The organism is Pseudomonas sp. B414, from assembly GCF_055408445.1.
This window is the reverse complement of record NZ_JBUZTQ010000036.1, coordinates 1-15,252: the sequence shown is the minus strand read 5'-3', so window position 1 is coordinate 15,252 and position 15,252 is coordinate 1. Positions and strand designations below refer to the sequence as shown.

Here is a 15,252-nt window from a genome sequence, read left to right as displayed (position 1 = left end):
CGCTGTTTGCATCAACAATCAGGGTTCACAGCCTAGATATGTAGCACCCCGAAGGGGCGCTGATAAGGTGTGCATACAAAGCCCGAGTCTCTGGCGCAAATCAAAACGCCAGGGTGCTGCCGTAAATGCTGCCCAGCGTTTAAACTGCGCCTTTGTGACGCAATATGTCGCATTGTCGAAAGCCTTGGAAAATCGTGGTTTAGCGCTGTAAGAAGTTGTCGCTTGGCGGCAAGGCTTGACCCCCATCTGTCCTTACAATCCCCCATCGCTCGCCAGTTTAGGCAGGCGTTCCTCTTCAGGAGACTCCGATGTCCGTTGAGCAAGCCCCGGTGCAACGCGCCGATTTCGATCAGGTCATGGTTCCCAACTACGCACCTGCGGCCTTTATTCCTGTGCGCGGCGCCGGTTCCCGAGTGTGGGACCAGGCCGGTCGAGAGCTGATCGACTTCGCGGGCGGCATTGCCGTTAACGTACTCGGCCATGCCCATCCGGCACTGGTTGGCGCGCTGACTGAGCAGGCGAACAACCTCTGGCATGTGTCCAACGTGTTCACCAACGAGCCGGCCCTGCGCCTGGCGAAAAAGCTGGTGGATTCGACCTTTGCCGAGCGCGTGTTTTTCTGCAACTCGGGTGCTGAAGCCAACGAGGCCGCCTTCAAGCTGGCCCGTCGTGTAGCCCATGACCGTTTTGGTGCCGAGAAATACGAGATCATCGCTGCACTTAACAGCTTCCACGGGCGCACGCTGTTCACCGTGAACGTAGGCGGGCAGTCGAAGTACTCCGACGGTTTCGGTCCGAAAATCACCGGCATCACCCATGTCCCGTTCAACGATCTTGACGCGCTGAAAGCGGCGATCTCGGACAAGACCTGTGCCGTGGTGCTGGAACCGATTCAGGGCGAAGGTGGTGTACTGCCAGCCGAGCAGGCTTACCTGCAAGGCGCCCGCGAACTGTGCGACCAGCACAGTGCGCTGTTGGTGTTTGACGAGGTGCAAACCGGCATGGGCCGCACCGGCGAGCTGTTTGCCTATATGCATTACGGTGTGACCCCGGACATCCTGACCAGCGCCAAGAGCCTGGGCGGCGGTTTTCCGATCGCAGCCATGCTGACTACCGAAGCGCTGGCCAAGCACCTGGTGGTCGGCACCCACGGCACCACTTACGGCGGTAACCCGTTGGCGTGCGCGGTGGGCAATGCGGTGATCGATGTGATCAACACCCCTGAGGTGCTGCAAGGCGTTAAGGCCAAGCATGACCTGTTCAAAACCCGTCTTGAGCAGATCGGCGAGCAATACGGCCTGTTTACTCAAGTGCGTGGCATGGGCCTGTTGCTCGGTTGTGTGTTGAGCGATGCCTGGAAAGGCAAGGCCAAAGACATCTTCAATGCCGCTGAAAAAGAAAATCTGATGATTTTGCAGGCTGGCCCCGATGTGGTGCGTTTCGCCCCAAGTCTGGTGGTTGAAGAGGCCGATATCGAAGAAGGTCTGAACCGCTTCGAACGTGCCGTGCAAAAGCTGACGCAAGCCTGAGTGTGACCTCGACGCCCGGGTTGCCGGGCGTCGAACCGATTTTTTCTGTGCCGGGCCAGGCTCAATGCACACGGGGTTTTAAATGTGGGGGCGGGCTTGCTCGCGATACAGGCAGCGCGGTATGTCAGTCATATCCGAGTGATGCCATCGCGAGCAAGCCCGCTCCCACAGTTGAAATTGTGTGGTTTGAGACGAGGCCCGGCATGTTCCCCTCTATGTTGTTCAAGGATTAAGGAGTGACACCATGCTGGTGATGCGCCCCGCGCAAATGGCTGATCTGGGCGAGGTACAGCGTCTGGCTGCGGATAGCCCGATTGGTGTCACTTCATTGCCGGACGATATCGAGCGCCTGCGCGACAAGATCGCCGCGTCCGAAACCTCGTTTGCCGCCGAAGTCAGCTTCAACGGCGAAGAGAGCTACTTCTTCGTGCTTGAAGACACGGTCGCTGGCAAGCTGGTGGGCTGTTCCGCGATTGTGGCCTCGGCCGGTTACTCGGAGCCGTTTTACAGCTTCCGTAACGAGACTTTCGTCCACGCTTCCCGCGAGCTGAAGATCCACAACAAGATTCACGTGTTGTCGCAGTGCCATGACCTGACCGGTAACAGCCTGCTGACCAGTTTTTATGTGGTTCCGGAACTGGTGGGGTCGGCCTGGTCCGAGCTCAACTCCCGTGGCCGCCTGCTGTTTGTGGCCAATCACCCGGAGCGCTTTGCCGATTCCGTGGTCACCGAGATCGTGGGCTACAGCGATGAAAATGGCGACTCGCCGTTTTGGGACGCGATTGGCCGCAACTTCTTCGACTTGAACTACGCCGCCGCCGAGCGTCTGTGCGGGCTGAAAAGCCGCACCTTCCTCGCCGAGCTGATGCCGCATTACCCGATTTACGTGCCGTTGCTGCCTGACACTGCCCAAGAGGCGATGGGGCAAGTCCACCCGCGTGCGCAAATCACTTTCGACATCCTGATGCGCGAAGGCTTCGAGACTGATCATTACATCGATATTTTCGACGGTGGCCCGACCCTGCATGCACGGGTTTCCGGTATCCGCTCGATCGCCCAAAGCCGCGTGGTGCCGGTCAAGATCGGCGAACTGAGCAAGGGCGGCGGTCGTCAGTATCTGGTGGCCAATGCTCAGTTGCAGGACTACCGCGCGGTATTGCTGGAGCTTGACTGGGCGCCGGGCAAGCCGGTCACGCTGGATCTGGAAGCGGCCGAAGCACTCGGCGTTGGCGAAGGTGCCAGCGTACGGGTTGTGGCGGTTTAACGCGTTTGAGCGAGTTTCGCAGGGTTCGTCAGCGAGCCCTGTCTAAGGAGATAGCATGATCGTTCGTCCTGTACGCAACAGCGATTTACCGGCCCTGATTGAGCTGGCACGCAGCACCGGAACCGGCCTGACCACCTTGCCGGCCAACGAAGAGCGCTTGCTGCATCGGGTGACCTGGGCTGAAAAAACTTTCCGTGGCGAAGCCGAGCGCGGCGATGCGGACTACCTGTTTGTGCTCGAAAACGACGACGGCAAGGTGGTGGGTATTTCCGCCATTGCTGGCGCCGTAGGCTTGCGTGAGCCGTGGTACAACTTCCGGGTGGGCCTGACTGTCAGCGCTTCCCAGGAGTTGAATATTTACCGCGAAATCCCGACCCTGTTTCTGGCCAACGATCTGACTGGCAACTCCGAGCTGTGCTCGTTGTTCCTGAGTGCCGATTACCGCACCGGTCTCAATGGCCGCATGCTGGCCAAGGCGCGGATGCTGTTTATCGCCGAGTTCCCTGAGCTGTTCGGTAACAAGATCATTGCCGAAATGCGCGGCATGTCCGATGAAGCCGGGCGTTCGCCGTTCTGGGAAAGCCTGGGTCGGCACTTCTTCAAAATGGAATTCAGCCAGGCGGACTACCTGACTGGTGTAGGCAACAAGGCGTTTATTGCCGAATTGATGCCCAAGTTTCCGGTGTACACCTGCTTCCTGTCTGAAGATGCCCGGGCGGTGATTGGCAAGGTGCATACCCACACCGAACCCGCCCTGAACATGCTGAAAAGCGAAGGCTTCAGCTATCAGGGTTATGTCGATATTTTCGACGCAGGCCCGGCGGTGGAATGCGAGACCAGTAAAATCCGCGCCGTACGCGACAGCGAAGCGTTGGTGCTGGCCATCGGCACGCCGGGTGATGATGCCACGCCTTACCTGATGCACAACCGCAAACGCGAGGATTGCCGTATCACTGCTGCTCCTGCGCGTCTGGCGGCAGGTACTTTGGTGGTCGACCCGCTGACCGCCAAACGCCTGCAACTGACTGCCGGTGATCAAGTACGCGCAGTTGCCTTGTCTGCCCAGCCAGTAGCCTCACGGGAGTCGAAATAATGAGCACGTTGTATATCGCAGGCGCCTGGCAGGACGGGCAGGGCGAAGCTTTTGAGTCGCTGAACCCGGTTACCCAGCAGGTGCTGTGGACAGGTAATGGTGCCAGCGCCGGGCAAGTCGATGCTGCGGTCAAGGCTGCGCGTCAGGCGTTCCCGGACTGGGCCAGGCGCACCTTCGAGCAGCGCCTGAGCGTACTTGAAGCCTTTGCCGCAAGCCTGAAAAATCACGCGGATGAACTGGCGCGCTGTATCGGTGAAGAAACCGGCAAGCCACTCTGGGAGTCGGCGACCGAAGTCACCAGTATGATCAACAAGGTGGCGATCTCGGTGCAAAGCTACCGTGAGCGCACAGGCGAAAAAAGCGGCCCGCTGGGTGATGCCACCGCCGTATTGCGCCACAAGCCCCACGGTGTGGTCGCCGTCTTTGGCCCGTACAACTTCCCGGGCCATTTGCCCAACGGCCATATTGTTCCGGCGTTGCTGGCCGGTAACAGCGTGGTGTTCAAGCCGAGTGAGCTGACTCCCAAGGTCGCCGAGCTGACGGTCAAGTGCTGGATCGAAGCCGGGCTGCCGGCCGGTGTACTGAACTTGCTGCAAGGTGCCCGTGAAACCGGCATCGCGCTGGCGGCGCACAGCGGTATCGATGGCCTGTTCTTCACCGGTTCCAGCCGCACCGGCAATGCCTTGCACCAACAGTTTGCCGGGCGCCCGGACAAGATCCTGGCCCTGGAAATGGGTGGCAACAACCCGCTGGTGGTTGATCAGGTCGAAGATCTGGATGCTGCGGTGTACACCATCATTCAGTCGGCCTTTATCTCTGCCGGGCAGCGTTGTACCTGTGCCCGCCGCTTGCTGGTGCCGCAAGGCGCTTGGGGCGATAGCCTGTTGACGCGTCTGGTTGAAGTCAGCCAGAGCATCGAAGTGGGTGCTTTCGATCAGCAGCCAGCGCCGTTTATGGGTTCGGTGATTTCTCTGGGTGCTGCGCGCGCCCTGATGGATGCCCAGGAAGTGCTGTTGGGTTCGGGCGCTGTGGCCTTACTGGAAATGCACCAGCCAGACAGCAATGCGGCCCTGCTGACGCCGGGTATTATCGATGTGACAGAGGTCAGCGATCGTTCGGATGAAGAGCTGTTCGGGCCATTGCTGCAAGTGATTCGCTACGCTGACTTTGATGCGGCGATTGCCGAGGCCAACAACACTGCGTTTGGACTGGCGGCGGGCTTGCTGTCGGACTCCGAGGCGCGCTATCAGCAGTTCTGGCTGCAGAGCCGCGCCGGTATCGTCAACTGGAACAAGCAACTGACGGGCGCCGCGAGCAGTGCGCCGTTTGGCGGGATTGGAGCATCGGGCAATCATCGCGCCAGTGCCTATTACGCGGCGGATTATTGCGCGTACCCGGTGGCATCTCTGGAAGCGCCGAGCCTGACCTTGCCAGCGACACTGACCCCGGGCGTACGCCTGTCGTAACGCTTATCTCATCCCTGTGGGAGCGGGCTTGCTCGCGATTGCATCAACGCGGTCTGGCAGTAAAACCGCGTTGTTCGCATCGCGAGCAAGCCCGCTCCCACAGGGGATACCTTTAGCCATCGCTTTGCGGAGCCTCGCTGATGAAGTCCTTTGAAGTCAATTTTGACGGTTTAGTGGGGCCGACCCATAACTATGGCGGTTTGTCGTTTGGCAACGTCGCCTCCCAGAGCAACAGCCAGCAGGCTTCCAATCCCAAGGAAGCGGCGCTGCAAGGTCTGGAAAAAATGAAAGCGCTGATGGACATGGGGTTTGTCCAGGGCGTATTGGCCCCGCAAGAGCGCCCGGACGTTGCGGCCTTGCGCAGCCTGGGTTTTGCCGGTACTGATGCTCAGGTCATCGAGCGCGCCGCCAAGGAAGCCATGCCATTGCTGGTCGCCAGTTGCTCGGCCTCGAGCATGTGGGTGGCCAACGCGGCCACGGTCAGCCCAAGCGCGGACACCGCAGACGGGCGTGTACATTTCACCGCCGCCAATCTCAACTGCAAATACCACCGCAGCATCGAGCACCCGACCACCAGCCGCGTGCTGGGTGCCATGTTTGCCGATCAACAGCACTTTGCCCACCACGCGGCGTTGCCTGCCGTCGCTCAGTTCGGCGACGAAGGTGCGGCCAACCACACGCGTTTTTGCCGTGAATATGGTGAGGCAGGCGTCGAGTTTTTCGTGTTCGGCCGCAGTGCCTTCGATAGCCGCTACCCGGCGCCGCAAAAATACCCGGCCCGTCAGACTCTCGAAGCTTCGCAGGCTGTAGCCCGTCTGCACGGTCTGAGCGAAGAGGGCGTGGTGTTTGCCCAGCAAAACCCGTCGGTTATCGATCAGGGGGTGTTCCATAACGACGTGATCGCCGTGGGTAATGGTGAACTGCTGTTCCATCACCAGGATGCGTTCCTCAATACCGAACAGATGCTGGCCGAGTTGCATGGCAAGCTGGCAGCCCGTGGCGGCAATTTCCAGTCGATCAGCGTGCCCCGCGATCAGGTGGCGGTTGAAGATGCAGTGCGCTCGTACCTGTTCAACAGCCAGCTGTTGAGCCGCGCCGATGGCTCGATGCTGTTGATCGTGCCGGAAGAATGCCGCGCCAACCCGCGTGTATGGCAGTACCTGCAAGGGCTGCTGGCTGCTGGCGGGCCGATTCGCGAGGTCAAAGTATTCGACCTCAAGCAGAGCATGCAGAACGGCGGTGGCCCGGCCTGCCTGCGGTTACGCGTCGCACTCAACGAAACCGAGCTGGCGGCGGTCAATCCGGGGGTTATTATGACCGCGCCGTTGTATGACACCCTGACCCAGTGGGTCAACAAGCACTACCGCGACGCCCTGCGCGAAAGCGACCTGGCCGACCCGCAATTATTACTTGAATGTCGTACGGCATTGGATGAACTGACGCAAATCCTTAAACTGGGCTCGGTTTACCCATTCCAGATCAATTGAACGGCCGCGTGCCTGAGCGATCGTGATGCCAGGCACGCACCTTCACCCCCTATGAGAGCGACAAAATGACCGATACCCTGAAGCTGATCCTTGAAGACACAGACGGCACCCAGCTGGAAACCAGCTGCACCCGCGTTGCCGTGATGTGGCAGGGCAAAGAGCTGTGGATCCAGCAGGACGGCCGTGGCCAGTTGTTGATCGGTGTTGACGTTGAAGAAGGCGATGCCGAATACGCCAACCTGCTGCTGCGTCCATTAGCGACTAACCTTGTCAGCCTGCAACTGGAAATGGAACCGGCTGATATGAGCGACGACGAAGACGGTCACGTGCACGGTCCAGACTGCAACCACTGATTAAGGATGCTCTATGCTCGCTCTCGGCAAACTGCTTGAACTGACCCTGGCCGGACGTGAACCGGCCGAGAAAACTCAACTGACTGTCGACGGCGTGCGGATGCGCTGGCTGACCGAAGGCGCGCTGGAAGTACGCCCGCCCGAGGCACGTGACAACGGTATGGATCTGTTGTTGTCCGCCGGCATCCATGGCAATGAAACCGCGCCGATCGAGTTGCTCGATCGCCTGTTGCATGCCATTGCCCGGGGAGAAATCAAACCCCGGGCACGAATTCTGTTCTTGTTCGGCAACCCCGGAGCCATGCGCACCGGTGCACGATTTGTCGAAGAAGACCTCAACCGGCTGTTCAACGGTCGTCACGAGAGCAGCAGCGGCCCCGAGGCCCTGCGTGCGTGCGAGCTTGAACATCTGGCTGAAACCTTTTTCAGCCCTCCCGAGCGTACCCGTCTGCATTATGACCTGCACACGGCCATTCGCGGTTCGAAGATCGAGCAGTTTGCGCTGTATCCCTATAAAGAAGGGCGTGCGCATTCGCGCGACGAACTGGCCCGCCTGCGCGCTGCCGGTATGGAAGCAGTACTGCTGCAAAACAAGCCGTCAATTGTGTTCAGTGCCTACACCTACGACAAGCTGGGTGCCGAGGCATTCACCCTTGAACTGGGCAAGGCCCGGCCTTTCGGGCAAAACGCCGGGGTCAATGTCGAGCGCCTGGAGTCGCGCCTGCAACAGATTATCGAGGGCAGCGAGTCACCGCTGGCCGATGCTTCGATCGATGGCTTGCAGCTGTTTAGTGTGGCTCGGGAAGTGATCAAGCACAGCGATGCCTTTATCCTGCACTTGCCTGCGGATGTCGAAAATTTCTGCGAATTGCCCAAGGGCTATTTGCTGGCACAAGACACCAGCAAGACTCGCTGGATCATCGAAGAAGACGGCGCGCGGATTATCTTCCCCAACCCCAAGGTCAAGAATGGCCTGCGGGCCGGGATGATCATCGAGCCGGCCAGCGCTTCGGCGCTGGCTTGATGCGAAACAAAACAGGCCCTGAAAAGGGCCTGTTTTGTGTGCGGGGGGTAATTACACCGCGCGTTTTTGCTGGGTGTCGATGCGTTTGATGTCGCGGATTTTCTGCAGGGTATCAACGCAGGTTTTTGCCGCTTCCTGGCCTTTGTGCACAAAGTGCTCGAAGAAGAATTTGTGGTGCTCTTCGCCAGCGTGGAAGTGGTGCGGGGTCAGGCTGACCGAGAACACCGGTACTTCGGTTTCCAGCTGCACTTGCATCAGGGCGCTGACCACGGACTGGGCCACGAAGTCGTGACGGTAGATGCCACCATCCACTACCAGTGCCGCGCCGACGATACCGGCATAACGGCCGGTCTTGGCCAGCAGTTTGGCATGCAGCGGGATTTCAAAGGCGCCGCCGACTTCAAAGAAGTCGATATCGCTTTCCTGATAGCCCTGTACCAGCATCTCGGCCAGAAAGCCTTTACGGCTCTGGTCGACAATATCTTTGTGCCAGCAGGCCTGGATAAAAGCGACGCGTTCGTTGTGATGGCTTTTGCTTTTGCTGTCGATTGCGGTGGGTTGCATGTTCAGATTCCTGTTTGTGTGAAAAACAGGGCATATGAATCGAATGGGATTAAAGGGTACGTTCAGACGGGCTGCGCACGGCCATACGGCATCGTCACATTCCCGCCCGGTTTACGGCCCTTTGGCGCCAATCCCGTTCTCTCTTCATCCGGACTATGACCGTCGGCCCCGGGATCACACCGGGTCTGCTGACCTTGGCTGGCCTGCGCCGAAGCGGGGGCCAGTCAAGCGCTCGCGGGCTATGCGCTTTGCGCGCAATTACCGCCGGTGGGGAGTCGCACCCCGCCCTGAGAACGTTGCCACCAGCCTTTCTGGCGGCGGGCATTTTGTATCACATATTTTTCGTCGATGCATCGCTGCTTTTTGCTGATAGCTATCAATTTTTCTGTTTGTTTATCAGTCGAATCCTACGAGACCGGCTGAAAATACAGGGGCACACTGCAATACTCATTGTTTGAATGAAAGTTTCCCTATTAGCATCCAGTGCTGACCACTTATTACCGAGGCCGCTCCAATGACCGTTATCGATCTTCGTAGTGACACCGTGACCCAACCCACCACAGGTATGCGCGAGGCCATGGCGAATGCGCCGATGGGCGACGATGTGTATGGCGAAGATCCTTCGGTGAACAAGCTGGAGTCCGAGTTGGCCTTGCGTCTGGGGTTTGCCAAGGCGCTGTTTGTGCCCACCGGGACCATGAGCAACCTGCTGGCCCTGATGGCCCATTGTGCGCGCGGTGATGAATATATCGTTGGCCAGCAGGCCCATACCTATAAGTATGAGGGCGGCGGGGCAGCGGTATTGGGCTCCATTCAGCCCCAGCCGCTGGAGGTTCAGGCCGATGGCTCGCTGGACCTGGATCAGGTGGCGGCGGCGATCAAGCCGGACGATTTTCACTTTGCCCGCACCCGCCTGCTGGCGCTGGAAAACACCATGCAGGGCAAAGTGCTGCCACTGGAGTATCTGGCTGCAGCCAGTCGTCTGACTCGAGAGCATGGCCTGGCCCTGCACCTGGATGGCGCGCGGTTGTACAACGCGGCGGTCAAGCTGGGCGTGGACGCCGGTGATATCACCCGGCATTTCGATTCGGTGTCGGTGTGCCTGTCCAAGGGCCTGGGCGCGCCGGTAGGCTCAGTGTTGTGCGGCACAGCGGACTTGATTGGCAAGGCCCGGCGCTTGCGCAAGATGGTCGGTGGCGGCATGCGTCAGGCCGGCCAACTGGCCGCTGCCGGGCTGTATGCGCTGGACCATCAGGTTGCGCGGCTGGCCGATGACCATGCTAACGCCCAGTTCCTCGCTGAAGGCCTGCGCGCGGCTGGTTATGACGTCGAACCGGTGCAAACCAATATGGTGTACGTTCAGGTCGGCGAGCGGGCCCAGGCCCTCAAGGCCTTTGCTGCCGAGGAGGGGATCCTCCTCAGCGCGGCCCCACGCTTGCGAATGGTGACGCATATGGATGTCAGTCACAGTCAGATGGAGCAGGTAATCGCTGTTTTTACCGAGTTTTCCCGCCAATAAACTTGCGATCCGTCCAATTGCTTGTCGCTATCGTATAAACACGCTGTACCCGAGGCGAAGGGCCGATATAATGCGGCCCTTTGCGAGTCGCACTGTCGATTGACGTGATTTACTTGCTTCTGGCCGCAGCCTCCGTGGAAGAACCTATGAAAAGCGCAGAAATCCGTGAAGCCTTCCTTCGCTTCTTCGAGGAGCAAGGTCACACCCGTGTCCCTTCCAGCTCCTTGGTCCCTAATAACGACCCAACCCTGCTGTTCACCAACGCGGGGATGAACCAGTTCAAGGACTGTTTCCTGGGTCAAGAAAAACGTGCCTACACCCGAGCGACCAGCAGCCAGAAGTGCGTGCGAGCCGGTGGCAAGAACAGCGACCTGGAAAACGTCGGTTACACCGCACGTCACCACACCTTCTTTGAAATGCTTGGCAACTTCAGCTTTGGCGATTACTTCAAGAAAGACGCGATCAACTTCGCCTGGACCTTCCTGACCGGCGTCTTGCAGTTGCCGAAAGACAAGCTGTGGGTGACCGTCTACGCCAGCGATGACGAAGCCTACGACATCTGGACCAAAGACGTCGGCGTACCTGCCGAGCGCATGATCCGCATTGGCGACAACAAAGGCGCGCCCTACGCATCGGACAACTTCTGGACCATGGGCGATACCGGCCCGTGCGGCCCGTGTACCGAAATTTTCTACGATCACGGCCCGGAAATCTGGGGCGGCCCACCGGGCTCGCCAGATGAAGACGGTGACCGTTACATCGAAATCTGGAACAACGTGTTCATGCAGTTCAACCGCACCGCCGATGGCGTGTTGCATCCGTTGCCAGCGCCGTCGGTAGATACCGGCATGGGCCTGGAGCGGATCAGTGCGGTGATGCAGCACGTTAACTCCAACTACGATATCGACCTGTTCCAGAGCCTGCTGACCGCAGCGGCCGACGCGATCGGTTGCGCCAACGAAGGCCAGGCATCACTCAAGGTTGTGGCTGACCATATCCGTTCGTGCAGCTTCCTGATCGCTGACGGTGTACTGCCGTCGAACGAAGGTCGTGGCTATGTTCTGCGCCGCATCATTCGTCGCGCCTGCCGTCACGGCAACAAGCTGGGCGCAACCGGCAATTTCTTCTACAAGATCGTCGCGGCACTGGTTGCCGAAATGGGCGAAAGCTTCCCGGAACTGGTACGCGAGCAGGCCAATATCGAGCGCGTACTCAAGGCCGAGGAAGAACAGTTCTCCAAGACCCTGGAACAGGGCCTGAAAATCCTTGAGCTGGACCTGGCTGAACTGAAAGGCTCCGTGGTGCCGGGCGACGTAGTGTTCAAGCTCTACGACACCTACGGCTTCCCGATGGACCTGACGGCCGACATCGCCCGTGAGCGCAACCTGACCGTGGACGAAGAAGGCTTCGAACGCGAAATGGAAGCCCAGCGTGTGCGTGCGCGTTCGGCCAGCTCTTTCGGTCTGGACTACAACACCCTGGTTAAAGTCGATGTGCCAACCGAGTTTGTCGGTTACAGCGCCACCCAGGCCTCGGCGAAAGTTGTTGCTCTGTATAAAGACGGGCAGTCGGTTGCCAGCCTGAATGAAGGCGACGAGGGCGTGGTGATTCTCGACCAGACCCCGTTCTACGCCGAGTCTGGCGGCCAGGTCGGCGATTGCGGTTATCTGCAGGCTGGCGCAGCGCGCTTTGACGTGCGTGACACCACCAAGACCGGCGGCGCCTTCCTGCACCACGGTGTCGTGGCAACTGGTGGCCTGAAAGTGGGCGAGACCGTTGAGGCTCAGGTTGATGCTGATGTGCGTCATGCCACGGCGTTGAATCACTCTGCGACTCACTTGCTGCACGCGGCCTTGCGCCAGGTGCTGGGCGAGCACGTTCAGCAGAAGGGTTCGCTGGTCGACAGTCAGCGCATGCGCTTTGACTTCAGCCACTTCGAATCGATCAAGCCAGAGCAGATCAAGGCCCTGGAAGATATCGTCAACGCCGAAATTCGCAAGAACACCGCGGTAGAGACAGAAGAAACCGACATCGAGACGGCCAAGCAAAAAGGCGCCATGGCGCTGTTTGGTGAAAAGTACGGCGACAATGTGCGCGTACTAAGCATGGGCGGTGATTTCTCGGTTGAGCTGTGTGGCGGTATCCACGCCAAGCGTACCGGTGATATCGGCCTGATGAAAATCATCAGCGAAGGTGGTGTCGCTTCCGGTATCCGTCGTATTGAAGCGGTGACCGGCGCAGCCGCACTGGCTTACCTGAATGCTGCCGAAGAGCAGCTCAAGGAAGCTGCCAGCCTGGTCAAGGGCTCGCGCGAGAATCTGGTCGACAAATTGTCGGCAGTGCTTGAGCGTAACCGCCAGCTGGAAAAACAGCTTGAGCAATTGCAGGCAAAAGCTGCAAGCGCAGCGGGCGATGATCTGTCATCGTCGGCAGTGGACGTAAAAGGTGTGAAAGTGTTGACCGCTCGCCTGGACGGTCAAGATGGCAAGGCGCTACTGGCGCTGGTAGATCAGCTGAAGAACAAGCTCGGTCGTGCAGTGATCCTGCTCGGCAGTGTCCACGAAGACAAGGTTGTACTGGTTGCAGGCGTAACCAAAGACCTGACTGGCCAACTCAAAGCCGGTGATTTGATGAAGCAGGCTGCTGCGGCAGTGGGCGGGAAGGGCGGTGGTCGTCCGGACATGGCGCAAGGTGGCGGTGTTGATGCTGCAGCCCTGGACGCCGCGCTGGCCCTGACTGTGCCATTTGTCGAGCAAGGTATCTGAGGTCCAGAACGCGCCATCGTCTAGTGATGGCGCGTCGTTTGAATGATAAATGGGCGCCCTTAATGGGCTGAGGCTGCTTTGAAATGGCTTTGATCGTACAGAAATTCGGAGGCACCTCGGTCGGCACTGTCGAGAGAATCGAGCAGGTCGCCGATAAAGTTAAGAAGTTCCGCGAAGCCGGCAATGACCTGGTGATCGTGCTCTCTGCCATGAGTGGCGAGACCAATCGCCTGATCGACCTGGCCAAGCAGATCAGCGATCACCCGTTGCCTCGTGAGCTGGACATGATTGTGTCCACCGGTGAGCAGGTGACCATCGGTCTGCTGTCCATGGCGCTGAACAAACGCGGTGTACCCGCGGTGTCCTACACCGGCAGCCAGGTGCGCATCCTCACGGACAGTTCGCACACCAAGGCCCGTATCCTGAAAATTGACGACCAGAAGATTCGCGCCGACCTCAAGGCCGGGCGTGTGGTTGTGGTTGCAGGTTTCCAGGGCGTTGATGAACTCGGCAATATCACCACGCTGGGCCGTGGCGGTTCCGACACTACCGGTGTGGCGCTGGCGGCGGCCCTGAAGGCTGACGAATGCCAGATCTACACCGATGTCGATGGCGTCTACACCACTGACCCGCGGGTTGTGGCCAAGGCGCAGCGTCTGGAAAAGATCACCTTCGAAGAAATGCTGGAAATGGCCAGCCTGGGCTCCAAGGTGTTGCAGATCCGCGCAGTCGAGTTCGCCGGCAAGTACAACGTTCCGCTGCGCGTTTTGCACAGCTTCAAGGAGGGTCCAGGCACCCTCATTACTATTGATGAAGAGGAATCCATGGAACAGCCGATCATTTCTGGTATCGCGTTCAATCGCGACGAAGCCAAGCTGACCATCCGTGGCGTGCCAGACACCCCGGGCGTGGCGTTCAAGATTCTGGGCCCGATCAGTGCGGCCAATATCGAAGTCGACATGATCGTGCAGAACGTTGCGCACGATAACACCACCGACTTCACCTTCACCGTGCACCGCAACGACTACACTGCGGCGCAAAGCGTGCTGGAAAACACGGCCCGCGAAATCGGTGCCCGTGAAGTGGTGGGCGACACCAACATTGCCAAGGTTTCGATCGTGGGTGTGGGCATGCGCTCTCACGCCGGTGTTGCCAGCCGCATGTTTGAGTCGCTGGCCAAAGAGAACATCAACATCCTGATGATCTCGACCTCCGAGATCAAAGTGTCTGTTGTGATCGAAGAGAAGTACCTGGAGCTGGCCGTGCGTTCCCTGCACACCGCTTTTGATCTGGATGCACCAGACCGACAGGGCGAGTAAGGCCTTGCCAGAAGGGCGCGGTTGATCCGCGCCCTTTGTTTTTTGGCTGGCATGCACAAAGCTCCCCGCTTTGTCATGTTAGTCAATACTAAGGAGCACAGGGTGCTATAGCTGATTGGCTAGTAGGCCCGGGCTCTTTTTTTTTGCAGACTGTTGTCCCTGAAATGAAAGTGTGAGGAGAAACGTATGCTGATTCTGACTCGCCGTTGTGCGGAAAGCCTGATCATAGGCGATGGCGAAATTACCGTGACTGTACTCGGCGTTAAAGGCAACCAGGTGCGCATTGGCGTGAACGCGCCAAAAGAAGTGGCTGTGCACCGTGAAGAGATCTACCTGCGGATCAAGAATGAAAAGGGCGAAGAACCAAGTCTTTAATTTTATTTAAGTTTTTAGTTGCATGCGGGGAAAAGGCTGGTTATTATACGCCCCGTGTTGCGGAGAGGTGGCCGAGTGGCCGAAGGCGCTCCCCTGCTAAGGGAGTACATCTCAAAAGGGTGTCGGGGGTTCGAATCCCCCCTTCTCCGCCATTATTCATGTAGCACGTTGGGTCTGGCAGGTTTCGGTAAGTTGTTGAAATTACTGAAAAAAATCTTGCCAGAGAGATTCAACGGTCTATAATACGCCGCTTCAAATGCACTCGTAGCTCAGCTGGATAGAGTACTCGGCTACGAACCGAGCGGTCACAGGTTCGAATCCTGTCGAGTGCACCATTTTAGAGTTGATTGCCAAGGCAGTCAGCTTTGTTACAACCAGCGGTGGTCTGGTCTATCAAACACAACTTGCACTCGTAGCTCAGCTGGATAGAGTACTCGGCTACGAACCGAGCGGTCACAGGTTCGAATCCTGTCGAGTGCACCATTTAAGAGTCA

General features: G+C 58.6%; 12 protein-coding genes, 3 tRNA genes and 1 riboswitch. Of the genes, 14 read left to right on the top strand and 1 reads right to left on the bottom strand.

From position 1 onward, the window contains the following. Positions 1-308 precede the first annotated feature (308 nt). From ACZRMH_RS21765 to astE, 7 genes are all read left to right on the top strand, one after another. Positions 309-1,529: an aspartate aminotransferase family protein gene (locus ACZRMH_RS21765; RefSeq protein WP_464015232.1), complete on the top strand. Its 1,221-nt coding sequence runs from the start codon at positions 309-311 to the stop codon at positions 1,527-1,529. A gap of 244 nt (positions 1,530-1,773) precedes the next feature. Next, positions 1,774-2,793 (top strand): arginine/ornithine succinyltransferase subunit alpha, encoded by a 1,020-nt coding sequence (aruF, locus tag ACZRMH_RS21760; RefSeq protein WP_464015231.1) that lies wholly within the window; start codon positions 1,774-1,776, stop codon positions 2,791-2,793. Between the two features lie 55 nt (positions 2,794-2,848). Further along, positions 2,849-3,886 (top strand): arginine N-succinyltransferase, encoded by a 1,038-nt coding sequence (astA, locus tag ACZRMH_RS21755; protein ID WP_464015230.1) that lies wholly within the window; start codon positions 2,849-2,851, stop codon positions 3,884-3,886. After that, on the top strand, positions 3,883-5,352 hold the full coding sequence (gene astD / locus ACZRMH_RS21750) for a succinylglutamate-semialdehyde dehydrogenase (protein WP_464015248.1): 1,470 nt from the start codon (positions 3,883-3,885) through the stop codon (positions 5,350-5,352). The genes astA and astD overlap by 4 nt, the downstream gene beginning before the upstream one ends. A 140-nt stretch (positions 5,353-5,492) precedes the next feature. Further along, entirely contained in the window at positions 5,493-6,839 is a 1,347-nt protein-coding gene (astB, locus tag ACZRMH_RS21745; protein ID WP_464015229.1) for an N-succinylarginine dihydrolase, read from the top strand. Between the two features lie 65 nt (positions 6,840-6,904). Beyond that, positions 6,905-7,192 (top strand): topoisomerase II, encoded by a 288-nt coding sequence (locus ACZRMH_RS21740; protein ID WP_083369594.1) that lies wholly within the window; start codon positions 6,905-6,907, stop codon positions 7,190-7,192. A gap of 13 nt (positions 7,193-7,205) precedes the next feature. Then, a complete protein-coding gene (astE, locus tag ACZRMH_RS21735; protein WP_464015228.1) occupies positions 7,206-8,216 on the top strand; it encodes a succinylglutamate desuccinylase in 1,011 nt (336 codons plus the stop codon). 51 nt (positions 8,217-8,267) lie between these two features. Here astE and ACZRMH_RS21730 read toward each other — a convergent pair whose 3' ends face one another. Beyond that, positions 8,268-8,780, bottom strand: a complete 513-nt coding sequence (locus ACZRMH_RS21730; RefSeq protein WP_464015227.1) for a 6,7-dimethyl-8-ribityllumazine synthase — start codon at positions 8,778-8,780, stop codon at positions 8,268-8,270. A gap of 131 nt (positions 8,781-8,911) precedes the next feature. Beyond that, a riboswitch (FMN riboswitch) is annotated at positions 8,912-9,079 on the bottom strand. 215 nt (positions 9,080-9,294) lie between these two features. On the opposite strand from ACZRMH_RS21730, the gene ltaE reads away from it, so the two are divergent. From ltaE to ACZRMH_RS21695, 7 genes are all read left to right on the top strand, one after another. Further along, on the top strand, positions 9,295-10,299 hold the full coding sequence (ltaE, locus tag ACZRMH_RS21725; protein WP_464015226.1) for a low-specificity L-threonine aldolase: 1,005 nt from the start codon (positions 9,295-9,297) through the stop codon (positions 10,297-10,299). 146 nt (positions 10,300-10,445) lie between these two features. Next, positions 10,446-13,064, top strand: coding sequence for an alanine--tRNA ligase (alaS, locus tag ACZRMH_RS21720; RefSeq protein WP_464015225.1), 2,619 nt, complete (start codon positions 10,446-10,448; stop codon positions 13,062-13,064). Between the two features lie 83 nt (positions 13,065-13,147). Next, on the top strand, positions 13,148-14,383 hold the full coding sequence (locus ACZRMH_RS21715) for an aspartate kinase (RefSeq protein WP_464015224.1): 1,236 nt from the start codon (positions 13,148-13,150) through the stop codon (positions 14,381-14,383). A gap of 186 nt (positions 14,384-14,569) precedes the next feature. Continuing rightward, positions 14,570-14,758, top strand: a complete 189-nt coding sequence (gene csrA, locus ACZRMH_RS21710; protein WP_016782140.1) for a carbon storage regulator CsrA — start codon at positions 14,570-14,572, stop codon at positions 14,756-14,758. A 61-nt stretch (positions 14,759-14,819) separates the two neighbouring features. Then, a tRNA-Ser gene (locus ACZRMH_RS21705) sits at positions 14,820-14,910 on the top strand. Positions 14,911-15,016: 106 nt separating this feature from the next. Beyond that, a tRNA-Arg gene (locus ACZRMH_RS21700) sits at positions 15,017-15,093 on the top strand. Between the two features lie 71 nt (positions 15,094-15,164). Beyond that, positions 15,165-15,241, top strand: a tRNA-Arg gene (locus ACZRMH_RS21695). Positions 15,242-15,252: the final 11 nt, after the last annotated feature.